The 23,445-nt window shown below is 29.4% G+C and carries 27 protein-coding genes; 12 read left to right on the top strand and 15 right to left on the bottom strand.

What is annotated here, in order from left to right:
• Positions 1 to 7: 7 nt before the first annotated feature.
• Complete coding sequence (nadC, locus tag MED152_RS00710) at positions 8 to 865, bottom strand: carboxylating nicotinate-nucleotide diphosphorylase (protein ID WP_015479919.1); 858 nt, start codon at positions 863 to 865, stop codon at positions 8 to 10.
• 59 nt (positions 866 to 924) lie between these two features.
• Here nadC and rlmH point away from each other — a divergent pair, with 59 nt between their 5' ends.
• The 5 genes from rlmH to MED152_RS00685 all read left to right on the top strand — a co-directional run bounded on the left by rlmH (position 925) and on the right by MED152_RS00685 (position 5,018).
• On the top strand, positions 925 to 1,398 hold the full coding sequence (gene rlmH, locus MED152_RS00705) for a 23S rRNA (pseudouridine(1915)-N(3))-methyltransferase RlmH (RefSeq protein WP_015479918.1): 474 nt from the start codon (positions 925 to 927) through the stop codon (positions 1,396 to 1,398).
• Positions 1,399 to 1,468: 70 nt separating this feature from the next.
• A complete protein-coding gene (locus MED152_RS00700; RefSeq protein WP_015479917.1) occupies positions 1,469 to 2,044 on the top strand; it encodes a non-canonical purine NTP diphosphatase in 576 nt (191 codons plus the stop codon).
• A gap of 28 nt (positions 2,045 to 2,072) precedes the next feature.
• Positions 2,073 to 3,101 (top strand): iron ABC transporter permease, encoded by a 1,029-nt coding sequence (locus tag MED152_RS00695; RefSeq protein WP_015479916.1) that lies wholly within the window; start codon positions 2,073 to 2,075, stop codon positions 3,099 to 3,101.
• Between the two features lie 2 nt (positions 3,102 to 3,103).
• Positions 3,104 to 3,901 carry an ABC transporter ATP-binding protein gene (locus MED152_RS00690; protein WP_015479915.1) on the top strand — a complete coding sequence of 266 codons (798 nt, stop codon included), beginning with the start codon at positions 3,104 to 3,106 and terminating at the stop codon, positions 3,899 to 3,901.
• Between the two features lie 67 nt (positions 3,902 to 3,968).
• The gene (locus tag MED152_RS00685; RefSeq protein WP_015479914.1) at positions 3,969 to 5,018 is read left to right on the top strand and encodes a M28 family metallopeptidase; all 1,050 of its coding nucleotides are present in this window, start codon (positions 3,969 to 3,971) and stop codon (positions 5,016 to 5,018) included.
• Between the two features lie 54 nt (positions 5,019 to 5,072).
• Here MED152_RS00685 and MED152_RS00680 read toward each other — a convergent pair whose 3' ends face one another.
• A complete protein-coding gene (locus MED152_RS00680) occupies positions 5,073 to 5,525 on the bottom strand; it encodes a DUF1569 domain-containing protein (protein ID WP_015479913.1) in 453 nt (150 codons plus the stop codon).
• 9 nt (positions 5,526 to 5,534) lie between these two features.
• Positions 5,535 to 6,536, bottom strand: coding sequence for a DNA polymerase III subunit delta (gene holA / locus MED152_RS00675; protein WP_015479912.1), 1,002 nt, complete (start codon positions 6,534 to 6,536; stop codon positions 5,535 to 5,537).
• A 17-nt stretch (positions 6,537 to 6,553) separates the two neighbouring features.
• Here holA and MED152_RS00670 point away from each other — a divergent pair, with 17 nt between their 5' ends.
• Together MED152_RS00670 and MED152_RS00665 are read left to right on the top strand one after the other, a co-directional pair.
• Entirely contained in the window at positions 6,554 to 6,997 is a 444-nt protein-coding gene (locus MED152_RS00670) for a type I restriction enzyme HsdR N-terminal domain-containing protein (RefSeq protein ID WP_041383256.1), read from the top strand.
• Between the two features lie 46 nt (positions 6,998 to 7,043).
• The gene (locus MED152_RS00665) at positions 7,044 to 8,042 is read left to right on the top strand and encodes a glycosyltransferase family 2 protein (RefSeq protein ID WP_015479910.1); all 999 of its coding nucleotides are present in this window, start codon (positions 7,044 to 7,046) and stop codon (positions 8,040 to 8,042) included.
• A 2-nt stretch (positions 8,043 to 8,044) separates the two neighbouring features.
• On the opposite strand, the gene MED152_RS00660 is transcribed toward MED152_RS00665, so the two are convergent.
• The 8 genes from MED152_RS00660 to nusB all read right to left on the bottom strand — a co-directional run bounded on the left by MED152_RS00660 (position 8,045) and on the right by nusB (position 14,516).
• A complete protein-coding gene (locus MED152_RS00660) occupies positions 8,045 to 8,665 on the bottom strand; it encodes an L-threonylcarbamoyladenylate synthase (RefSeq protein ID WP_015479909.1) in 621 nt (206 codons plus the stop codon).
• 70 nt (positions 8,666 to 8,735) lie between these two features.
• Positions 8,736 to 9,437: a response regulator transcription factor gene (locus MED152_RS00655; protein ID WP_015479908.1), complete on the bottom strand. Its 702-nt coding sequence runs from the start codon at positions 9,435 to 9,437 to the stop codon at positions 8,736 to 8,738.
• Positions 9,438 to 9,447: 10 nt separating this feature from the next.
• Positions 9,448 to 10,980: a sensor histidine kinase KdpD gene (locus MED152_RS00650; protein WP_238559148.1), complete on the bottom strand. Its 1,533-nt coding sequence runs from the start codon at positions 10,978 to 10,980 to the stop codon at positions 9,448 to 9,450.
• Between the two features lie 148 nt (positions 10,981 to 11,128).
• Positions 11,129 to 11,719, bottom strand: coding sequence for a dephospho-CoA kinase (coaE, locus tag MED152_RS00645; protein WP_015479906.1), 591 nt, complete (start codon positions 11,717 to 11,719; stop codon positions 11,129 to 11,131).
• A 1-nt stretch (position 11,720) separates the two neighbouring features.
• Positions 11,721 to 12,659, bottom strand: a complete 939-nt coding sequence (locus MED152_RS00640; RefSeq protein ID WP_015479905.1) for a CdaR family protein — start codon at positions 12,657 to 12,659, stop codon at positions 11,721 to 11,723.
• Positions 12,660 to 12,759: 100 nt separating this feature from the next.
• Positions 12,760 to 13,053 carry a preprotein translocase subunit YajC gene (gene yajC, locus MED152_RS00635; RefSeq protein WP_015479904.1) on the bottom strand — a complete coding sequence of 98 codons (294 nt, stop codon included), beginning with the start codon at positions 13,051 to 13,053 and terminating at the stop codon, positions 12,760 to 12,762.
• Positions 13,054 to 13,065: 12 nt separating this feature from the next.
• A complete protein-coding gene (locus tag MED152_RS00630; protein WP_015479903.1) occupies positions 13,066 to 13,527 on the bottom strand; it encodes a DUF1573 domain-containing protein in 462 nt (153 codons plus the stop codon).
• Between the two features lie 50 nt (positions 13,528 to 13,577).
• Positions 13,578 to 14,516, bottom strand: coding sequence for a transcription antitermination factor NusB (nusB, locus tag MED152_RS00625; RefSeq protein WP_015479902.1), 939 nt, complete (start codon positions 14,514 to 14,516; stop codon positions 13,578 to 13,580).
• Positions 14,517 to 14,660: 144 nt separating this feature from the next.
• Between nusB and MED152_RS00620 the strand changes: the two genes are divergently transcribed.
• Together MED152_RS00620 and MED152_RS00615 are read left to right on the top strand one after the other, a co-directional pair.
• Positions 14,661 to 16,415 carry an ABC transporter ATP-binding protein gene (locus MED152_RS00620; protein ID WP_041383251.1) on the top strand — a complete coding sequence of 585 codons (1,755 nt, stop codon included), beginning with the start codon at positions 14,661 to 14,663 and terminating at the stop codon, positions 16,413 to 16,415.
• Positions 16,416 to 16,493: 78 nt separating this feature from the next.
• Positions 16,494 to 16,859 (top strand): PUR family DNA/RNA-binding protein, encoded by a 366-nt coding sequence (locus MED152_RS00615; protein WP_015479900.1) that lies wholly within the window; start codon positions 16,494 to 16,496, stop codon positions 16,857 to 16,859.
• A gap of 87 nt (positions 16,860 to 16,946) precedes the next feature.
• On the opposite strand, the gene MED152_RS00610 is transcribed toward MED152_RS00615, so the two are convergent.
• From MED152_RS00610 to MED152_RS00600, 3 genes are read right to left on the bottom strand one after another with little or no spacing between them, the layout of a single operon-like run.
• Positions 16,947 to 18,014, bottom strand: coding sequence for a chorismate-binding protein (locus MED152_RS00610; protein ID WP_015479899.1), 1,068 nt, complete (start codon positions 18,012 to 18,014; stop codon positions 16,947 to 16,949).
• Entirely contained in the window at positions 18,011 to 18,862 is an 852-nt protein-coding gene (locus MED152_RS00605) for an alpha/beta fold hydrolase (RefSeq protein ID WP_041383249.1), read from the bottom strand. Before MED152_RS00605 ends, MED152_RS00610 begins: the two co-directional genes overlap by 4 nt.
• 1 nt (position 18,863) lies before the next feature.
• Positions 18,864 to 19,280 (bottom strand): PaaI family thioesterase, encoded by a 417-nt coding sequence (locus tag MED152_RS00600; protein WP_015479897.1) that lies wholly within the window; start codon positions 19,278 to 19,280, stop codon positions 18,864 to 18,866.
• 70 nt (positions 19,281 to 19,350) lie between these two features.
• Here MED152_RS00600 and MED152_RS00595 point away from each other — a divergent pair, with 70 nt between their 5' ends.
• The 3 genes from MED152_RS00595 (at position 19,351) to MED152_RS00585 (ending at position 21,705) form a co-directional block, all read left to right on the top strand.
• Entirely contained in the window at positions 19,351 to 19,851 is a 501-nt protein-coding gene (locus MED152_RS00595) for a hypothetical protein (protein ID WP_015479896.1), read from the top strand.
• A gap of 89 nt (positions 19,852 to 19,940) precedes the next feature.
• On the top strand, positions 19,941 to 20,840 hold the full coding sequence (locus tag MED152_RS00590) for an ABC transporter ATP-binding protein (protein WP_015479895.1): 900 nt from the start codon (positions 19,941 to 19,943) through the stop codon (positions 20,838 to 20,840).
• A gap of 19 nt (positions 20,841 to 20,859) precedes the next feature.
• Complete coding sequence (locus MED152_RS00585) at positions 20,860 to 21,705, top strand: ABC transporter permease (RefSeq protein ID WP_015479894.1); 846 nt, start codon at positions 20,860 to 20,862, stop codon at positions 21,703 to 21,705.
• A 68-nt stretch (positions 21,706 to 21,773) separates the two neighbouring features.
• On the opposite strand, the gene MED152_RS00580 is transcribed toward MED152_RS00585, so the two are convergent.
• Complete coding sequence (locus MED152_RS00580) at positions 21,774 to 23,405, bottom strand: isocitrate lyase (protein WP_015479893.1); 1,632 nt, start codon at positions 23,403 to 23,405, stop codon at positions 21,774 to 21,776.
• Positions 23,406 to 23,445 lie beyond the last annotated feature (40 nt).

The raw sequence follows: 23,445 nt of genomic DNA, 5'->3' as shown, positions 1-23,445 counted from the left end.
ACTTATTTTAAATGGCTTTTAAACTCAAATCCAAATTATAAACGGAGTGTGTTAAAGCACCTGAGGAAATAAAATCTACTCCACATTCTGCATATTTTCTAATCGTATCTTCATTAATTCCTCCTGAAGATTCCGTTAAACATTTATCGCCAATTAATGCTACTGCTTTTCTAGTATCTTCATAATTAAAATTGTCAATAAGAATTCTGTAAACACCTTCATTCGATAAAATTTCCTCAATTTCTTTCAAACTTCTAGCTTCTACAATAATTTTAATATCTAAGTTTTTTTCAGCTAAGTATTTTTTAGTTTTAGTTATTGCTGCTGTAATTCCTCCAGCAAAATCTATATGATTGTCTTTTATCATAACCATATCATACAAGGCAAATCTATGATTTTCTCCTCCACCAATTTTTACAGCCCATTTTTCTAAAACTCTAATTCCTGGTGTTGTTTTTCTGGTATCTAAAACCTTAGTACCTGTACCTTTTAACAGGTTAGCAAAAAATGCAGTTTTAGTTGCTATTGCAGACATTCTTTGCATGGCATTTAACACCAAACGCTCTGCCATTAAAATAGATCTAGATTTACCAGAAACATGAAAAACAATATCGCCAAATTTTACATTTTCACCATCAGTTATAAAAGTTTCTACTTGCAAATCTGCATCAACATAAGAAAAAACCTGTTTTGCAAATTCTACACCAGCAATAACTCCTGTATCTTTAACCAATAACTTTGCTTTGCCTTCTGCATCTGCAGGAATACAAGAAAGTGAGGTATGATCTCCATCTCCTATATCTTCTCTAATGGCATTTTTTATAATTAAGTCTAACTCGTTTTGAAATTGTGCTTCTGTAATCATATCATTTAATTGTGATGTAAAAATAGCAATTCAAACGTCATAATTCGTAATTTTGACAAATGAAAATTAAACTTTTAGCGATAGGAAAAACAGATAATAAACAATTATCATTATTGATAGATGAGTATCAAAACCGTTTAAAACACTATATAAAGTTTGAGTTAGATATTATACCAGACATTAAAAATGTTAAAAATTTAAGCGAACTTCAGCAGAAAGAAAAAGAGGGCGAACAAATTTTAAAGAAACTACAAAATACAGATGTTTTGGTTTTGTTAGATGATAAAGGAAAGCATTTTACTTCTATCGAGTTTTCTAAATATTTACAAAAAAAGATGAATGCTGGTTTGAAACAGTTGGTTTTAGTTATTGGTGGTCCTTATGGTTTTTCTGATGCTGTATACCAAAAAGCACAAGGTAAAATATCGCTTTCTAAAATGACGTTTTCTCACCAAATGATTCGTCTTTTTATCGTTGAACAATTGTATAGAGGTTTCACCATTTTAAAGAATGAACCCTATCATCATGAGTAGACCTTATTAATCTTCTTAAAAAGGAGCAAAAACTTTGTAACTTTGTTTCTCTAATACTTTCAATAAATAAATGAAACTCGTTTTTGCCACCAACAATTTAAATAAATTAAAAGAAGTACAAGAAATGTTGCCAAGCTCAATTGAATTATTAAGCTTAAAAGACATTAATTGCAATGAAGAAGTGGACGAAACCGAAAACACTTTACAAGGTAATGCTAAACTAAAGGCAGATTACATTACCAAAAATTACGGTTACAATTGTTTTGCTGATGATACTGGTTTAGAAGTAGAAGCTTTAGATGGTAAACCTGGTGTTTATTCTGCAAGATTTGCTGGTGAACCTAGAAGCGCTGAGCGAAACATGCAAAAATTACTTGATGAGCTAAAAAATAAATCAAACAGAAATGCTCAGTTTAGAACAGCAATCTGTTTAAATTTAGACGATAAACAGTTTTTATTTGAAGGAATTTGTACAGGTGAAATTTTACATAGTAAACAAGGTGATAAAGGTTTTGGGTATGACCCTATCTTTAAACCAACCAATTACAATGAATCTTTTTCAACTATGAGTGCTGCCGAAAAAAACAAAATTTCTCATAGGGGTATTGCTGTGCAAAAACTTGTTGACTTTTTGAAAAATTATTAAACGAATATCAATTTATTATTAGGTATTGATGCAAACCAAAAACTACACACTACATTTTATAATATTATCATGGCTTTTGCTGTTATTGTTCTTTGTAAATGTAAGTCTAGGCTCAGTTTCAATTCCTATAGAAGATATATTTACAACTCTTTTTGGTGGATTACCTACTAAAGAAAGTTGGACTACCATTATTTTAAATTATAGATTACCAAAAGCAATTACTGCTATTTTAGTTGGTTCTGGTTTATCAATCTGTGGTTTACTAATGCAAACTTTATTTAGAAATCCTTTAGCAGGCCCATTTGTTTTAGGTATTTCTTCTGGGGCAAGTTTAGGCGTTGCTCTTTTAATTTTAGGATCTTCTTTTTTAGGAGGCATTCTAATATCACCTAACTTGTCTAGTTGGTCTTTACCAATTGCAGCGAGTTTAGGAGCTTTTTTAGTGTTAACAGCTGTAATTGTAGCAGCAAATAAAGTTAGAAACATTATGTCAATACTTATTATTGGTTTAATGTTTGGCAGTTTAACTTCGGCCTTAATTAGTGTTCTTGCCTACTTTTCTCAAGCTGAACAAATTCAACAATATTTATTTTGGAGCTTTGGTAGTTTAGGAAATTTAAGTTGGACAGAAATTTCTGTATTTGCGTCTATTTATGGTATTGGTATGTTAGGTAGCTTAATCATTATTAAACCTCTAAATAGTTTTTTGCTGGGAGAAAATTATGCAAAAAGTTTAGGTATTAACATTAAAAGAAATAGAAATATTATTTTATTAATCACAAGTATTTTAGCTGGTGTAATTACTGCCTTTTCAGGACCAATTGCTTTTGTTGGTCTAGCTGTACCTCATATTGCTAAATTGCTTTTTACAACTTCTAATCATAAAATCTTAATACCTTCTGTTGCTTTATTAGGTGGAATTATATTGCTTATTTGTGATGCAATTGCTCAGTTACCTACAAGTGAATTTACGCTACCAATAAACGCTATTACTTCTTTATTTGGTGCCCCTGTTGTAATCTGGTTATTAATTCGAAAAAAGAAAATTTTTATTTAAGCATGAATAAAAAGCAAGAAAATATCGTTTTAAGAACTGAAAACTTAAGTATTGGTTACCAAAGCAGAAAAAGTAAAATTGTTGTAGCAAATGACATCAACTTAGAATTAAAACAGCAAAATTTAATTACAGTTTTAGGTAAAAACGGAATAGGTAAATCTACTTTTTTAAGAACCTTAGCAAAAGTACAAAACCCTTTAAATGGTCTGGTTTTTATCAATGAGAAAAAATTAGAATTGTATTCAAATAAAGAAATATCGAAGCTATTAAGTTTAGTGCTTACAGAGCGTTTACCTGAAAGTCAATTAACCGTTTTTGAGCTTGTTGCTTTGGGGAGACAACCTTATACGAATTGGATTGATAAATTATCTGAGGTTGATATCGAAAAAATTTCAACAGCTATAAAACAAACCGAGATTGAACATCTTCAACAAAAATATTTCTACGAATTGAGTGATGGTCAATTACAACGCGTTTTAATTGCAAGAGCTTTAGCACAAGATACAGATATCATTATTTTAGATGAGCCAACAGCACATTTAGATCTTCATCATACGTTAAAGATTTTTACACTTCTTAAAAAGCTGGTAGATGAAACATCAAAAACTATTATAATTTCCACACATCAAGTGAATTTAGCTCTTCAATTTTCTGATTCAATTGTATTATTTAAAGATAATGAAGTACTTTCAGGATCTGTTGACGAACTAAATAAAACTCAAGCTTTAGATAATTTATTTCCTAATCAGATCATAAAATACAACTCGAATCTTAAACAGTTTGTTATTAAGAGGAACTAATTTTGATAAAGCTGTAACTTTTTGTTATTTTTGAATACTAATCTTAGAAATTAATTAAATTTAATCGATGAAAAAAATACTTTATGTTGCAGGTGCAATCGCTTTTATGGCTTGCAGTACTAGCAAAGAAGCATCTAAAGAAGATGCAAATGTAGATCAAGCAGCAAAATACGCAGCAACAATTACAGCTAAAGATTTAGGTAATCACCTTTTTACTTATGCCTCAGATGAATTTCAAGGTAGAGAAACTGGAGAACCTGGTCAAAAAATGGCTGTAGAATACTTAAAAAACTTTTATGTAAGTCAAGGTATTGTGAGCCCAATTGGTGGAGATGATTATTTTCAAGAAGTACCTGCAGAGTGGATTAATAAAAACACGAGAAGAGGAACTTTTAAAGATTCTGAAAACGTGGTTGCTTTTATAGAAGGCTCTGAAAAACCAGAAGAAATCGTAGTAATTTCTGCACATTTAGACCATGAAGGAGTTAAAAATGGTCAAGTTTATAATGGTGCAGATGATGATGGTTCTGGTACTGTTGCAATGTTAGAAATTGCTGAAGCATTTCAAATGGCAGCAAAAGCTGGTAAAGGGCCAAAAAGATCTATTTTATTTTTACACGTAACTGGAGAAGAAAAAGGACTTTTAGGTTCTAAATACTACACAGATGTAGATCCTATTTTTCCTTTAGAAAATACAGTTTGTGATTTAAATATTGATATGATTGGTAGAACTGATAGCAGACATAAAGCAGATCCTAACTACGTATATTTAATTGGTTCAGATAAGTTAAGTACAGAATTACATACTATTTCTGAAGCTATGAACGATAAATATACCAACATCAACTTAGATTATAAATATAATGATGAGAACGATCCTAACCGTTTTTACTACAGATCAGATCATTATAACTTTGTAAAAAACAATGTGCCAATTATCTTTTATTTTAACGGAACTCACGTTGATTACCATAAACCAACTGATACTCCAGATAAAATTAACTATGAGTTATTAGAAAACAGAGCACGTTTAGTTTTTCATACTGCTTGGGAAGTTGCTAATAAAGAAACCAGAATTATAGCTGACAAAGCTAAAAAAGAGGAAACTGAGAAATAGTAATTCTTAGTCTAAGAATAAAAAGCCTGATATTTCTATCAGGCTTTTTTTATGTTATACTCCAAATTGAGTTAAGTGATGATCTAAATGTTTGTAGAACATATTATTCCATTCTTCTGATGTAAGTTTACCAAACGAATTAGATTCTTTACCATCAAAATGTGACTTACCCAATTCTTGAGTTTGAATAATATAATTTTCTAACCTCTTCTTCTCTTTTAAAAAATCCTTTTGATCTGTAATTAGAAACTGAGGAGCTGTTCTACTATTTTTAGGATATGGCTTTTCTGACACTACTGCCCTTTTAACAATTGTTTTAAGAATCCACCTTGTAAAAGCGTTTGGCTTCTGATGTCTGTTGGTGTAAACCATTTCGTAAGTTACACTGCAATGTGCCAACATTTGTGCTACAGACATTGTACCCCAATCTGGTTGTGTATCCTTAGAAAGTTTATTGATTCGATCAATTACTTCTTCCGTAATTTCTTTGCTAAAAATGTTTTTCATAATCTAAATTTAGTGTAAAATTTTAAATATCAATTCTTTTAAAATATCACCTTGCGTTAAATTTGCTCCTACTCCTTTGCTTTTTACATCTGCATCTCTTAACATAGTTATAACTTGCGCTACTTTTCGCATTGGATAATTTCTTGAAGCCGAAAAATAATCTTCTACAAAATAAATATTGACTCCAAGCGCTTTAGAAACAGCATCTTTAGATTTGTTTTGTAAACCATGAAATAGCAATAATTTGGTAAAAAAATTATTTAGTAAAGAAATGGTCATTATTGTAGGATTATTCTTAGGGTTCTCTACAAAGTAATTGATAATTCTATTTGCTTTTACTACATTTTTATCTCCAATAGCTTTTAATAACTCAAAATTATTAAAGTCTTTAGAGATCCCAATATTTTCTTCGATATGTGTATCATTTATAATAGTTTCTTGAGGCAAGATTAAAGTTAACTTATCTAATTCATTAGCAATTTTGCTTAAATCTGTACCTAAAAATTCTACAAGCATTTGAGCTGCTTTTGGCTCTATCTGATATTTTTTTCCACTTAAAACTCTACGTATCCAATCTGCTACTTTATTATCATATAGCTTTTTACTTTCGTAAACCAAGCCAGTTTTAGCAATGGCTTTGTGTAATTTTTTACGCTTGTCTAACTTTTTGTATTTGTAATTAATAACCAAAACTGTAGTTGGCTGAGGATTGCTTGCATAAGCAACCAATTTTTCAATAGACCTGCTTAAATCTTGTGCTTCTTTAACAATTAGCACTTGCCTTTCAGCCATCATTGGATAGCGTTTTGCAGACGAAACAATATCCTCAATTGTTGCATCTCTACCATACATTACCTGCAGATTAAAACCTTTTTCAGATTCATCTAAAACATTCTCTTCAATAAAATCAGAAATTTTATCTATATAATAAGGTTCTTCACCCATTAAAAAATAAATGGGCTTTATATCACCTTTTTTAATATCTGAAACAATCGTTCTAATTTCGTTCATTTTCTTACTTTTGATTGATGCAAAAACTCAATCTGCCTAAGTATAATTTTAAGCTCAAAAATAGCGAAAATAAGGTGCTTATTTTCGATAATTTGAGAAAAAAACACTTTGTGTTAACTCCAGAAGAATGGGTTCGTCAGCACTATGTGCAGTATTTAATTCAAGAAAAACAATATCCAGTAAGTTTAATAGCTTTAGAAAAGCAGTTGGTAATAAATAACCGCAGAAAAAGAACAGATATCTTAATTTTCGATAATTTAGGAAATCCTGATATTATAGTAGAATGCAAAGCACCATCGATTAAAATTACACAAGATACTTTTGATCAAATTGCGCGTTACAACTTAAAGCTTAAAGCAAACTTCTTAATTGTTACCAATGGTTTACATCATTTTTATTGCAAAATGGATTTTGAGAATGAAAATTATGTTTTTTTAAAAGACATTCCTGATTACAATTAAGAAAACTTTATTAAAAAACTCAGTTATATAATGTAAATTCGCAACCTTGAAAACAGCGATTGTTATATTAAATTGGAATGGTAAACAACTTTTAGAAGAGTTTTTACCCTCAGTTGTAAATTTCAGCTTACCAGAAGCAGAAGTTTATGTTGCAGATAATGCATCTACAGACGATTCTATTTCATTTATTAAACAATTTTATCCTACCGTAAAAATTATTGAAAACAAAGTAAATGGTGGTTATGCCAAAGGTTATAATGATGCCCTACTTTCTGTTGATGCTGATATTTATGGCTTGGTAAATTCTGATATTGAAGTTACTCAAGATTGGCTAAAACCAATCACTAATGAGTTTCAAAAAAACAAAAACACAGCCATTGTTCAACCGAAAATTTTAGATTTTAAGAATAAAACAAAATTTGAATATGCAGGAGCTGCAGGTGGTTTTATAGATTTATTTGGATATCCTTATTGCAGAGGGCGTGTTTTTAATCATTTAGAAACAGACCAAAATCAATTTGATGATATTGCAGATATTTTTTGGGCTTCTGGTGCTTGTTTTTTTATTAAGTCTGAAGTTTTTCATCAACTAAAAGGTTTTGATGAAGATTATTTTGCACATCAAGAAGAAATTGATTTGTGTTGGAGAACTCAAAACTTAGGTTTTACCATAAAATACATAGGTACTTCTACTGTTTATCATGTTGGAGGTGCAACATTACAAGAGACTAATCCTAGAAAAACATTTTTAAATTTTAGAAATAGCTTGCTGAATGTGGTAAAAAATGTCCCTAAAAAATGGTTTCTGTTTGTTATATTTTCAAGGTTAGTATTAGATGGAATTGCAGGTATAAAATTTATAATTGAATTAAAGCCAGTGCATACTTTAGCCATTTTAAAAGCACACCTTAGCTTTTATAGAAATTTCATAAAATTTTTAGGTAAGAGAAAACAACTAAGTAAAACACAAGATTACAATTTGCATACAAGCATTGTTTGGCAATACTTTGTGTTAGGCAGAAAAAAATTTAATCAATTAAAATAAGATTAAAGTACATCTAAACTCCCTTTACCTTCTCTAATTACTTCTGGTACATTATCTGTTAAATCAATAATTGTTGATGCTTGATTATCTCCATAACCACCATCAATTACTAAATCTACCAAATTATTCCATTTTTCGTAAATCAATTCTGGATCTGTAGTATACTCTAAAATATCATCATCATCTCTAATAGATGAAGATACAATTGGGTTACCTAATGCCTCAACTAATGTTCTAGCAATATTGTTATCAGGAATTCGGATACCAACTGTTTTTCTTTTCTTAAAGACTTTTGGCAAATTATTACTTCCTGGTAAAATGAAGGTATAAGGCCCAGGTAAAGCTCTTTTGAGCAATTTAAAGGTTGGCGAATCTAATTGTTTAACGTAATCTGAAAGGTGACTTAAATCATTACAAACAAAAGAAAAATTTGCCTTATCTAACTTTATACCTTTAATCAAAGCTATTTTTTCTAAGGCTTTTGTATTTGTAATATCACACCCCAAACCATAAACAGTGTCTGTTGGATAGATTATTAAACCTCCGTTTTTTAAAACCTTAACCGCTTTTTGAATTTCTTTAGGATTAGGGTTTTCGTTATAAATTCGAATAAAATCAGCCATAGTATAAAAATACAAAAAAACTCAACTTAAAAAATAAGTTGAGTTATATATTTAAGGGAAGGTAATCGTTTTAAGATTTATCTACTAATCTAAATCCTTCTCCATGAATATTTAAAATTTCAACCTGATCGTCTTCTTTTAAATATTTACGAAGTTTGGCGATATAAACATCCATACTTCTAGAAGTGAAGTAGTTATCATCTCTCCAAATCTTAGTTAAAGCCAATTCTCTTGGCATTAAATCGTTTTTGTGAATTGCCAACATTCGTAATAATTTACTTTCTTTTGGCGATAATTTACTAGGTTCACCATCTTCACCAACAGATAAATGTCTTAATTTAGAATTGAAAAAGAATGAACCAATATTAAATTCAAATTGTTCTGATTCTGTAGATTTATCTGATTCTTTTCTTTGTAAAATTGCTTTAATCTTGTGCAATAAAACCTCAGAATCAAATGGTTTATTTAAATAATCATCTGCACCAACCGAGTAACCTTTTAAAACATCTTCTTTTAATGTTTTAGCGGTTAAAAATATAATTGGCACTTCTTTATTTGTAGATCTAATGTCTTGGGCTAAAGAAAAACCATCTTTTCTTGGCATCATTACATCTAAAATACATAAATCATAATCACTGTTTTTAAACATGATTAAGCCTTCTATACCATCTTTGGCATGTGTAACGTTATAATCGTTTAACGCTAAATAGTCTTTTAAAACCGTTCCAAAATTTGGATCGTCTTCTACTAACAAAATCTTTTTACTTCCCATTTTTAAACTTTTAAATTAAAGGTAATTTTACTGTAAATATGCTTCCTTTTCCTTTTTCACTTTCTACAAAAACTGTTCCATGATGTTTATCAACAATTTCTTTTACATAAGCCAGGCCTAATCCATGACCTTTTACATCATGTATGTTACCTTTTTGCTCTCTATAAAATTTATCAAAAACATTCTTTTGAACACTCTTTGTCATTCCTATTCCTTCATCTTTTATTTTAAAGATGAAAAACTTATTGGTGCTTTCTGTATAAACATCAATTTTTGGTGCACCTTCTGTATATTTTATTGCATTTTCTAACATGTTTACAACCACATTAGTTAAATGAAACTCATTACCAATAATCTCTGGAGTTAAAGCTTCAAAATGTGTTTCTACACTTCCTCCTCTATCATTGATTAGCAAATGAACATGACTAATAGCCTCTTCTATTATGTCGTGAATATCTACAGTTTCCTTACTAATCTCCAATTGATTCTTTTCTAATCTAGAAATTCGTAACACATTTTCTACTTGTGTATGCATTCGTTTATTTTCGTCACGAATCATATTTACATAACGAATTACTTTTTCTTGATCTGCTATTATTTTTGGATTTTTAATAGAGTCTATTGCCAAGTTAATTGTTGCAATTGGCGTCTTAAACTCATGAGTCATATTATTAATGAAATCCGTTTTAATTTCTGAAATTTTCTTTTGCTTTATTAATTGGTATAATGAACTTGAAAAAGCTATTATGATAATAAAAATAAAAAACAGAGATAACAATAAAATACCTGAAATTCCTGAAAGAATATGTTTGTCTTCTGTAGGAAATGTTACGTATAAATAGTGAATTGGCAGATTGTCTGAATCAAAAAACAAAGGATGTCTGTAACTATCTTTCTTATCAATTGTATAATAACCAGACTTTAACTTTGTTGCCAAACCATCTACACCATAAACACCATATTTAAAATCTAAGAAAATATTTTTCTTATTTAATTCGTCTTTTATAGTTGCATTTAATTCTCTATTACTTACTCTCTGGTTAATTGGTTTTTTCTCAAATAAACTTCTAAAGGTTTCGTAATTGTACTCTTTTTCTAAGTTTGTATAACGTTTGGTAAACGAAGTTCTTATACCTTCTGATGTTGATTTGCTATCTATACCCGAAAAAGTTTTTGTTTGGAAAAAATCCTTTTTACCAGAAATACGCTTTAAAATAATACTATCATTATCTAAAAACTCTTCTACTGGAAGCTTAAAATTTTCTTCTAAATAAGTAGCTCCTAAAGAAAAGGTTTGTTTTGAGGTAGTATCTATTTCTTGAAAGAAGTAATTCTTGATTTGCGCTGCATTTGCCAAACCAATATTTTCAATCATACCCTCTATTTTTCTGTCAATTAAATCTTGCTCTTTTTCATTAATTCGCTCAGCAACTCTAATTAAAGAAATCTTAACATCGTTGCTAAATTGTTGCTTTTTACTCTTTACAGCATTGTCTATCCAATAGAGTTGCACAGCAATAATTCCTATCAAGGAAATGCTCATTAAAATTACGATAAGAACAAACATTTTTTTGCCCATAAATCAAAGTTAAGTTTTTAAAAAATTGAAAATCTCGATTTTAACGTTGATTAACAGATTTAGTTCAATTTTAAGAACAATTTAACAAAATCACTGATAATAATAAAACCTATTACGCTTTTTCTGTTAAAATTTTGTGGATTTTTTCGACTTGAAGTTTCGTCTCTGGAATGTTTTTATTGAAAATCACGTAGTTAGATTGTAGTAATTTTGGAGTATCTTTTAACTGATTTTTCATACGATTGAACACCTCTTTTTTAGTGGTATTATCTCTAGAAATAACTCGCTCAATTTTAGTTTCTAAGTCTACGTAAACCGTAATTATAAAATCGCACAATAAATTACTTTTGCTTTCAAATAAAATAGCAGCTTCATAAATTATGAATGCTTTATTTGTTTGTTTTTTAATAAAATCTTGAAAATGCTTCCTTACCTCTGGATGCACAATTTTATTTAAGATTTGAAGTTTCGATTTATCTTTAAATACAATATTTGAAATATAATTTCTGTCTAACTCATTGTTTTTATAAGATTCTTTACCAAATTCAAGTTCTACTTTTTCTTTAATAACTGCAGAGCTGTTCATTAATTTCTTAGCTTCAACATCAGCTATATAAACTGCAACATTGTTGAATTCAGCAAATAAATTTGCAACAGTAGTTTTACCACTTCCAATTCCCCCTGTTAAACCAACTATTTTCATGCTATTTCTGAATTAGGAAATCAATTTTAGAAGGATAAAGTTTTACACTTCTTACAAAACTTGGTTTAAGTGTAATCTTAGGTATCAAATAACTTAAATCGTTATTGGCAGACATTTCATAATCGCACTCAACCTTAAATGAAGATTTAGATACTTCATTAAAATTAGACAATGCCACAACAAATACTATTTGTATTTCTTCATTTAATATTGTCACATTCACATTATCTGGTAAATTATTGATGGTGAAAGGTACATTTATAGTACCCTCTGTAAACTTATCTACACTACCATTAATTGTGACAGTTGAAGTAGTTAGTTTTATGTTTTCTAAATCTTTTGGTTGAAGTATTGACAACTCATGGCTAAAATCTGATTTAATATCAGTTAAGGTTAAGTTCTCTAATTCTAACTGACTTATACTTTCTATTTGAGAAGAAGGACCAGAAATTAGAATTGAATCTGGCTGAATTGAAACTTCATTCAACAAATCATAACCAATATGATACTCTAGCTCTAAATTTGGCTTAAGAGCAACGTATTTAGAAGCTAATTCATCTATATTTAAATTGATGGTATCTTTCTCAATTTCTTGCAAATCAACGCCATTCATTAGCTGCTTTTGAATATTTAAAAATTGATTTCTGGTTAGAATGTAATATTGATTTGCTTTCTTTTGTTGCAATTTCGAAGCATCTATAGTAATTATTTTCTTGCGTAATTCTGTTATTGCAATTTTAAATCCTGTTGCTTTTATAGATAAATTTAGCTCTTTTATAGGTGCTTTTTGAAGCAATTTATTCTGAGGAATATTTGAATATTGTACTGGTAAAGTAACCTCTGTAACATATTCTTTAGAAAAGGTTATTAACAACCAAATAAAGAATGATATTACAACAAAAACGAAAAATGTTTTAGGTATTTTTTTAGAAGTTTTCAATACTCTTTTATTTTACTGCAATCTAACAAAAAGCCTGCTAACAAAAAAGTGAGCTTTCTCTTAAAAGAAAAAGCTCACTTCAATATTTTCTAAGTAAGTTTTATTTTTTAGCTGGTGCTAATAATTTTTTACTTAATTCCATAGAAATTGCAGAACGTTCAAATTTAATTTTACCTGCTCCTGTTTCTAATGTTATAGTATTATCTGTAGCATTAATTTCTACAATTTTACCATGAATACCACTAGCAGTAATTACTCTTGTTCCTTTTTTAATTTCTGCTTGAAATGCTTTTTCTTTCTTTTGACGTTGCATTTGTGGTCTTATCATAAAAAAATATAAGACTAAAATCATTGCCAAAAATGGCAACATACTTGCTAAACTTCCTGAATCCATTTATAAATGTAATTATGCTTTTGGGGTAACCATACCTTTAAGCGTTAATATTTCTCTTCCAGATTCAGTATTTGTAATTAAAGTAATATTCTTTTGTTGTCTATTACTTTTACCATTTGTATTAAATCTTACTTGAATTTCTTCTGTTGCTCCTGGTTTAATTGGTTTTTTAGGCCAAACAGGAACTGTACAACCACAAGTTACTTGTGCATCTGTAATTACTAAATCTGTATTACCAGAGTTTGTTAATTTAAAAACAGTTTCTACAATTTCACCTTCTGTTACAGTACCAAAGTCATATTCAGTTTCGTCAAAAGTTACTGATGCTGCTGTGTCTTTAATTTCTACATCTCTGTTTTTTGCATTTTCTAAGTTATCCTTATTAATTTTAGATGATGCATTACTGTTATTCCCACAAGAAATAAAAGCCATTGATGTTGCTAAAAACGCTATTAAAATTGTTGATCTTTTCATGTTATATTAATTTTTGTAAAAATAATGAATAAAAAATGGAGTTTACAAATTTATAATAAACCTCTTCCTATTTTTACGATTCTTTTATCTTTTGTAAACTCTTTAGAAATTTTATCTAAAACTCCGTTTATAAAATAACTACTCTTGGTTGTAGAATAATCTTTTGCTATTTCTATGTATTCATTAATAGTTACTCTTACAGGTATTGATGGAAAATTTACAAATTCTGTAATTGCCATTTTTATTAAGATCATATCAATATCAGCAATTCTATCTGTTTCCCAATTAGGAGTTTTGTCTGTAATATCTTGTTCGTAAGTTTTGTGCTTTAACATTGTTTTTCTAAACAAATCTGCAACAAAATCTTCATCGTCTTTATCTTTGTATAAATTGCCTAAAATAAAACTTTTAGACTCTTTTTGCTTACTTAAAGTTTTTAAAACCCAAGTATTCACAAAAGGAATATCATCTACCCAAGAAATCATTTTATCTTCATAATAATCTGCCAACTTTTCGTTTGGTGCTATTATTTCTTTGTAAAAATCGTGCACAAAAGTTTTATCAACTTTAAATGAATCTTCTTTATTTTCTAAGTAATCCTTATATAAATCACTTTTTTGAAGTTCATCAAAAATAATTTTTACATACTCGTCATCTAAAGACCAATTGTTTAGTTTGTTCACTTCCAAATAACTTTCCATGCTAATGCTTTCTGCAATGGAATTAATTACTTTATTGTCAATAAATTTTGTGTTTGGCTTAAGATCATCTGAAGTTGCTAAAATTTTCTTTTTAGACAACTCAATCTTTTTTGAGGCTAATTTTTGTACTTCTACAAGCAGCTGTATGTTTAAAACATATAAATCGAAAATTTTTAAAATACTGTGTTTTAAAAACTTTTCTTCTCTTACCATATCATCATTATGAGACTGTTGCATGGCATATACAGATTGCATTACTTTAACTCGAATATGTCTTCTGTTAATCATTGTAAAGAACTTAAATAATTTGCTTTGGTTGCTCTGCAAAAGTAGTATTATTTTACTTTTAACAACTCTCTTTTTAATTCTTTTTTAAGAAAATTTATCTTTTTGAAACTCGTATCTTCGTGCTTTCTTTTTAATATATTTTCATTGAAAGCATTACAATATCTTAATAAATACTTTTCGAAATATAAATGGCGAATTATAATAGGTTTGCTCATTACCATACTTTCTAAACTACTTGCATTGCAAGTACCTAGAATTATTGGTAACTCTTTTAATATAGTAGAAGATTATTTAGACAACACAGTTAAAGATTTAGCTGCTGTTAAACATGAGCTTTTAATGAATGTTCTTATAATAATAGGTGTGGCTTTACTAAGTGGATTTTTCACTTTTTTAATGAGACAAACTATAATTGTTACTTCTAGGTTAATTGAGTTTGATTTAAAAAATGAGATTTACCAACAATATCAAAAATTATCGTTGAGTTTTTACAAACAAAACAGAACTGGTGATTTAATGAATAGAATTAGCGAAGATGTTTCTAAAGTAAGAATGTATGTAGGGCCAGCAATTATGTACACTATGAATATGATTGTACTTTTTGCTGTTGGTTTTACTCAAATGATTCAGGTTGATAAGCAACTTACTCTATATACACTAATTCCTTTTCCTTTACTGTCGATTTCGATCTTTATTTTATCTAAAGTAATTCATAAAAGAAGTACAATTGTTCAGCAATACCTATCGAAACTTACCACCTTTAATCAAGAATTCTTTTCTGGAATTGATGTAGTAAAATCTTATGGAATAGAACGCTCAATCATTAGAGATTTTGACGAGATTGCTGATGAAAGTAAAGAGAAGAATATCGATTTACAAAAAGCAAATGCGCTTTTTTTCCCTTTAATGATTTTACTAATTGGTATTAGTAATTTGATTGTAATTTATGTTGGAGGTTTACGCTACATAAATGGCGAAATTCAGTCTGGAGTAATCATTGAATTTATAATGTATGTAAACATTTTAACTTGGCCAGTTGCTGTGGTTGGTTGGGTTACATCTATGGTGCAACAAGCAGAAGCATCGCAAGCTAGAATTAATGAATTTTTAGATGAAGTTCCAGCTATTCAGAATAACAATGAAAGCCCAACTCCTATTAATGGTAAAGTAACATTTCAAAATGTTTCTTTCACTTATGAAGACACAAATATTACAGCCTTAAAAAATATAGATTTAACCGTAAATGCAGGTGAAACCTTAGCTATTTTAGGTAAAACAGGCTCTGGTAAATCAACTATAATAGAGCTAATTTCTAGATTATATGATGTTACAGATGGAGTTATTTTAATGGATGATAAACCAATTATAGATGCCAATCTTAATGACATTAGAAACCAAATTGGTTTTGTACCTCAAGATCCATTCTTGTTTTCAGATACTATTGGTAACAACATTAAATTTGGTAAAGAAGAAGCAAGCAAAGAAGAAATTATTGAAGCTGCAAAAAATGCAGTTGTGCATGATAATATTGTAGAATTCACAAATGGCTATGACACTATTTTAGGTGAACGTGGAGTAACTTTATCTGGAGGACAAAAACAAAGAGTTTCTATTGCTAGAGCGATTATAAAGAATCCGAAGATTTTAATTTTTGATGACTGTTTATCTGCTGTAGATACTGAAACTGAAGAAAAAATACTTTCTAATTTAGAAAAGGTATCAAAGAACAAAACAACCTTTATTATAAGCCACAGAGTTTCATCTGCAAAAAATGCTGATAAAATTATAGTTTTAGATGATGGTAAAATTTCACAACAAGGAACTCATAATCAACTAATAGAAACAGAAGGCTACTACAAAGACCTGTATGAGCAGCAACTTTTAGAAAAAGAAAATTAATGTTTATCATTGCTAAGTAAAATATTTTATTAGATTTGTAACAACAACAATTAGAAGATAACAACTATTTTAAAGATTATGGCAGAGAGAGTTGAACAAGAAGAAATTTTTTCACAAGTACTTAGAGCTGGTAGAAGAACGTATTTTTTTGATGTAAGAGCAACCAAAGCAGATGATTATTATCTAACAGTAACTGAAAGCAAAAAGTTTACACACGATGATGGCTCTTTCCATTATCAAAAACACAAAATATATCTTTACAAAGAAGATTTCTCAGATTTTCATGAGATGTTAAAAAAAGCAACAGATTATATTGTTGCAGAAAAAGGAGATGAAGTAATTTCTGAACGTCATCAGAAAGACTTTAAGAAAGAAGATAATTCAAATAAAGAAGAAACTACCTCTGCAAAGAGTTTTACTGATGTTTCTTTCGACGATATTTAAAAAGAGAACTCTTTTTAAACGATTTTAATTCAAATTCAATTTTACACTTGCAAAACCGTAACTTTTATTAGTTACGGTTTTGTATTTTTACAAAACAGTTTTCATGGTTTTACTTTTAGAAACTGTTTCTTCAAATTCCTTTTCTGCAATACTATCTTTTGTAATTCCACCTCCTACATAAATTGTTGCAACATCATTTTTTACAGACATGCATCTTAAATTTACATAAAGTTGCGTTTTCTCATTAGAATTAGCTGGTTTCACTAAATTTAGTTCTCCTAAAAATCCAGTATAATAGGTTCTATTATAACCTTCGTTTTTTAGTATAAATTCTTTAGCCTCTTTTCTTGGTAAACCACATACAGCAGGAGTTGGATGAATAGCTCTAATTAAAACCTCTAAACTAGAACTACTTTTGAGCTTCCCTTCTACTTTAGTTCTTAAATGCAATAAATTTCCTGCTTTAATAGTTTCTGTATCATCAATTTTTAAATTTGATGAAATAGTTCTCAATTGATTTTTAATAAAGTAAGTAACAAGCTGCTGCTCTTCCAATTCTTTAAATTTCCAAACAGGTGCTACATTTTCTTGATACACTTGTGTACCTGCCAAAGACATAGTTTTAAAATGATTTTCTTCCACATGTAACAAGGTTTCAGGAGTTGCACCCAACCATAAACCAACTTTAGGGTGAAACCATACATATACAAAAGCGTTTTGATATTTTTTTAATAAAGATTTATAAACCGTTAATAAATCAAAATTAGAAATACGAACTAACTCTTTTCTAGATATAACAATTTTCTCTAAATCTGTATTTTTTATTTTATGAATTGCCTTTTCTACTATTGAAATATGATTAACTCTAGTTTCATCAAGGTAATCGCTTTCTAAGATAGATTTATTTTGAGTTTCTAGTAGATTGAAATTTATATTTTCACTCAAGAATTCAGCTTCTTCAAGAGGAAACAGAACAGCATCATCAACTTCATTAAAAGGCGCAAATACAAAACCTGACACTTCAAAATTTTCAATCAATTGCAAATCATCATTCTGCATAAAAAAAGCAGATAACAAATTTTCATTTGGCTTACTGTAGGCCACAAATGGCATATTACTTGTAAAATATTCTTGTATTTTATTAAAAATAATCAATCTAAACTTTTTAAGAATTCTTCTTTTATAATATCAAAATCTTCCCAAATTAGAAAGTGTCTTCCACCAGGAATTTTTACTAAATCAAATTGATTTTTTGGAAATTGCTTCTCTAAATATTCAGAATTAGAGAAAGGTACAATTACATCTGCTGTACCATGAATGCTAAGTAATGCATTCTTATTAGCTGTCCAATTATCATCAAAATTTTGTAAATCTTCTACATGAGACAACTTTTCTTTACCTGCTTGTTTCCATACTCTAGGAACCAACCATCTTGTAAGTTGCCATTTATAAATATTTATAAACCAAAACTGTGGCTCTACCTTATGATACACTGCTGGCGCTATAAGAATTGTTTTTTTATAATTGTTGGTATCTGCCAATGCAATTGGACCTCCATAAGAATACCCAACCACAATTGTTTCTTTTGGTTCTAAATCTTTGGTTATACTTTGCAATAAATCTCTTTCAAAAGCAATCGATTCTTGAGTTTCATTCTCATCTTTATAATTGTAGCCAACTCTATCATAACTAATAAAATTAGCCCTTTTAGCCAAAACAGAATCGCTCATATAACCTATAAAATCTACAGAAGAGCCAATTGTGCCATGTACAAAAACCATGGTTGGCAAATTCTTTCCATTTGTAATTTTAATTTTACGATAAGAAAATCCCTTAAAATCTTCATAGGCTAGTTCTGGCTGAATATTTAACTCGGAAAATTCGCTTATAATTTGATTATCAGACTTAGGTTTTGTAAAATAATAAAACGAAAAATAGCCTAAAACTAGGCCCAAACCTAACAAGATAAAGAAGTATTTTAAAAATTTCTTTAATTTCTTCATACTACTTTCTCGCTAAAACAATGTTTGTCATTTTAGCAACAGAAATTAAATTATCTTGTTCATCTACAATGGTAACTTCCCATAAATGCGTGCTTTTTCCCTTATGAATGTTTTTTGCGGTTGCAAAAACAGTACCTTCTCTTTTACTTTTTATATGATTTATAGAAAGTTGAATTCCGTTTATAAACTGATTTTTATTATCAATAAAAAAATTAGATGCTGCACTACCCACAGTTTCTGCTAATGCAGCAGTTGCACCTCCATGCAATTGCCCATAAGGTTGATGTACTTTTGGTGAAACAGGCATTTTAGCAGTCAAAAAATCATCCCCAATAGCAACATATTCAATATCAAGTGTTTCCATCAACGTATTTTTATTACGCGCATTAAAAGCAGCTAAAAGACTTTCTGTATCCATTTCTAAGTGTTTGTGATGTAAAAATACGTATAAATTGTCGTATTTTTGCCACTGAAAATGATGTAAGTTTATGTACAAAATAAGAATTATTTTAGACACAAAAGAAGATGTTTTAAGAACTGTTTTGGTTGATGATACAATTAATCTAGAAAGTTTACACTACATAATTGCTAAAGCTTTTGGTTTTGAAGGGCAAGAAATGGCTTCTTTTTACAGAACTGATGATGAATGGAATCAAGGTGAAGAAATTCCGTTATTTAATATGGCAGAAGCAGGTGAAGCAATATCTATGCAAACATGCATCTTAAACGAAACTTTACCAGAAGAAAACAATAAACTTATTTATGTGTACGACTTTCTAAATATGTGGACATTCTATGTTGATGTTGTAGAAATAAATAATGACAAAAGAGAAGATTTGCCACAAACTATTTTAGAAGTTGGTGAAATACCAAATGAGGCTCCAGAAAAGGAATTTGTTGCAGATAAAATGGGTAATGAATTCGAGGATGAAGATGATTTAAATGACGAATTTGGGCATTATGATGACTTTGATTTTAATGATTATTAACGATTTTTCTTAGAGAGCACTTTAAAAGTTTTCGTAACAAAATTGTACTTTAGTCGTCTTACTTTTTATAACTGACTAAATCAATTGCATTGGAAACTATCTTATCACTCAAAAATCTTGACAAAAAATATGGCAAAGTTCATGCTGTAAACGATTTATCTTTTGATATTCAAAAAGGTAATGTTTACGGAATTCTTGGCCCAAATGGAAGTGGAAAATCTACCACTTTAGGCATCATTTTAAATGTTGTTAACCGAACTTCTGGAGAGTTTTCTTGGTTTGATGGAAAATTATCTACACATGAAGCTTTAAAAAAAGTAGGCGCTATAATTGAGCGACCTAATTTTTACCCATACATGACAGCCACTCAAAATCTATCGTTAATCTGTAGAATAAAAGGAATATCTACAGAAAAAATAGATGAGAAATTACAAACGGTTAATCTTTTTGAAAGAAGAAACAGCAAGTTTAGTACGTTTTCTTTAGGTATGAAACAACGTTTGGCAATTGCTTCTGCTTTGTTAAACGATCCTGAAATTTTAATTTTAGATGAACCTACAAACGGTTTAGATCCTCAAGGAATTCATGAAATTAGAGAAATTATAAAAAAAATTGCTGCAAATGGCACTACTATTTTATTAGCATCGCACTTGTTAGACGAAGTAGAAAAAGTTTGTAGCCATGTAGTTGTAATTAGAAAAGGAGTAAAATTATATTCTGGTAGGGTTGATGAAATGACTGCTTCTAAAGGTTTATTTGAATTGAAAGTAGATACTGATGAAGAGAAATTAATTTCTTTGTTAGAAAATCATGAGGCAATATTAAAAGTGACAAAAGAACAAGATCAAATTATTGCTACACTAAATAATGAAATTTCTGCTTCTGAAATAAACAGTTTGTTATTTAAAAACGGATTGGTTTTAAGCCATTTGGTAAAACGTAAACCAAGTTTAGAGCAACAATTTTTAGATTTAACAAAAAACAACTAATCAACTAAAAAACACAGTCATGTTAAGACTTCTTACTATAGAATTTCATAAATTAAGATATAATAAAGCCAGTAAAGTATTGTCTATAATTTACTTCGGACTTTTAACTTCAATCGCTTTAATAGCCGCAATTAAATTTGAGTTTGGCGATTTTAAATTACATTTAGCAGATGCTGGTATTTTTAATTTTCCTTACATCTGGCACTTTAACACTTACATAGCTGCAATTTTAAAATTCTTTTTATTGTTGGTGATAGTATCAATGATGTCTAACGAATACAGTTATAAAACCTTAAAACAAAACTTGATAGATGGTTTAAGTAAAAAGGAATTTATTCTATCTAAATTTTATACGGTAATTGCTTTTGCGCTTATTTCTACCCTATTTGTATTTATTGTTTCTTTAATTCTAGGTCTTGTTTATTCAGATTTTGATGAATTTTCAATAATCGTTTCTGATTTAGATTACTTATTAGCCTTTTTTGTAAAGCTTGTTGGGTTTTTCTCTTTTGGTTTATTCCTAGGGATTTTAGTTAAAAGATCTGCTTTTGCTGTTGGTGCAATGTTTGTGTGGTTAATTATAGAAAGCATGTTTAAAGGATATTTGTATTGGCAATTTCAAAGTGCAGAAAATACAGGCGAAAAAGTAGACGCTATTATGCAATTTTTACCTTTAGAAGCTATGGCTAATTTAATTAAGGAGCCTTTTTCTAGATTGGGCGCAGTTAGATCTGCAGCAAATACTATGGGTGAAATATTTACAAAAAGTTATGCTGTAGAAGTTTCTAACGTGCTTATAGTGTCAGCATGGACTTTTATATTCATTTACTTATCTTATAGATTATTATTAAAGAGAGATTTATAAAATAAAAATCTCTTTGAATGCGAATTCAAAGAGATTTTACAATTTTCTTTTTCAAAATACTACTTAACCTAAGCCACTTTAGAAACTTCTATTTTGGCTTTTTTATTTGCCTTACCAGATTCAAATTGATTTGACGTATTCTTTGTACCACCTGCTTTTAATGCTTTATCTCCAGCAAAAAAAGTTTTATGGTCATCACCCAAATCAGAACCAGCCATTCTTTGATGTTTTACACAAGAAACACCTTTTCTTATTTCTTGTCTTTGAACTCCTTTTACATAAGCCAACATACCTTGCTCACCAAAATAACCCTCTGTTAAATCATTCATATGCAATGCTGTTGTATGGTATGTAGGCAATGTAATTAAATGATGAAAAATACCTGCTTCTCTTGAACTATCCATTTGAAACGTTCTAATTTTTTCATCTGCTCGTTTACAAAGGTAAGAACCATCATATTTCTCATCCATTAAGTTTTCTTTATCATAATGTAAAATATCTAAACCTGTAGATGCCATTTCTTCATACACTTGTTTTCTAAAGTTTAACGTCCAATTAAACGAAGGCGAATTATTATAAACCAATTTAGCATCTGGAACCACTTTTCTAACTCTGTTTACCATAGAAGCAATTTGCGCTACATTAGGCGTTGGTGTTTCAATCCAAAGAAGATCTGCTCCATTTTGTAAGCTTGTAATACAGTCTAAAACTACTCTATCTATATTAGAACCTTCTTTAAATTTGTACAAACCATTAGCCAAACGAATTGGTCTTAACAACTTACCTCCTCTTTTCATTAAAACCTCATCTTCTTTAGCTTCATTTAAAGTGATTTCTTCAGCATCTACAAATGCTAAATATTGTGACGCTAAATCTCCTGGTTCTTGGCTTACAGGTAATTTTTGGGTTAAACCTGCACCTTCAGAGTCTGTTCTAGCCACAATTACTCCTTCCTCTACACCCAATTCTATAAATGCATATCGAATTGCATTTAATTTTGCAATAAAATCTTCATGAGGCACAGTCACTTTTCCATCTTGATGCCCACATTGTTTAGCATCAGAAACTTGGTTTTCTATTTGTAATGCACAAGCACCAGCTTGAATCATTTTTTTTGCCAATAAATAAGTTGCCTCTTCATTACCAAAACCAGCATCTATATCTGCAATAATTGGCACAATATGAGACTCGAAATTATCTATTTCAGACTGCACATCTTCCCCATTTTCTAAACGTCTGAATAAATCATTCAGTTCAATAGCATCTGCTTGTCTTAAAAAATCATAGATTTCTGCAATTAAGGCTGGAACAGCAGTTTTCTCATGCATAGATTGGTCTGGTAATGGCCCAAATTCAGAGCGTAAAGCAGCAACCATCCATCCAGATAAGTATAAATATCTTTTACTTGTTGTTTTATGATGTTTCTTTACAGATATCATTTTTTGTTGAGCAACAAAGCCATGCCAGCAACCTAAAGATTGAGTGTACTTACTTGAATCTGCATCATATTCAGCCATATCTTTTCTGATAATACCTGCTGTATATTTTGCAATATCTAAACCTGTTTTAAATTGATTTTGCGTAACCATTCTTGCAGCATTCTCTGCATTAATTGATTGCCAAGATCCACCAAACTTCTTCTTTAAATTTTGAACTGTTTCTAATGCAGAGCTGTAACTAGGTTGTGATAAATTTTTCATAATTTTGTTTTTTGATTATTAAAGTTTTTGCGATTTTAGT

Origin of the sequence: Polaribacter sp. MED152 (genome assembly GCF_000152945.2) — a bacterium.
Taxonomy (GTDB): Bacteria; Bacteroidota; Bacteroidia; order Flavobacteriales; family Flavobacteriaceae; genus Polaribacter.
This window is presented reverse-complemented; position numbering and strand designations above follow the sequence as displayed.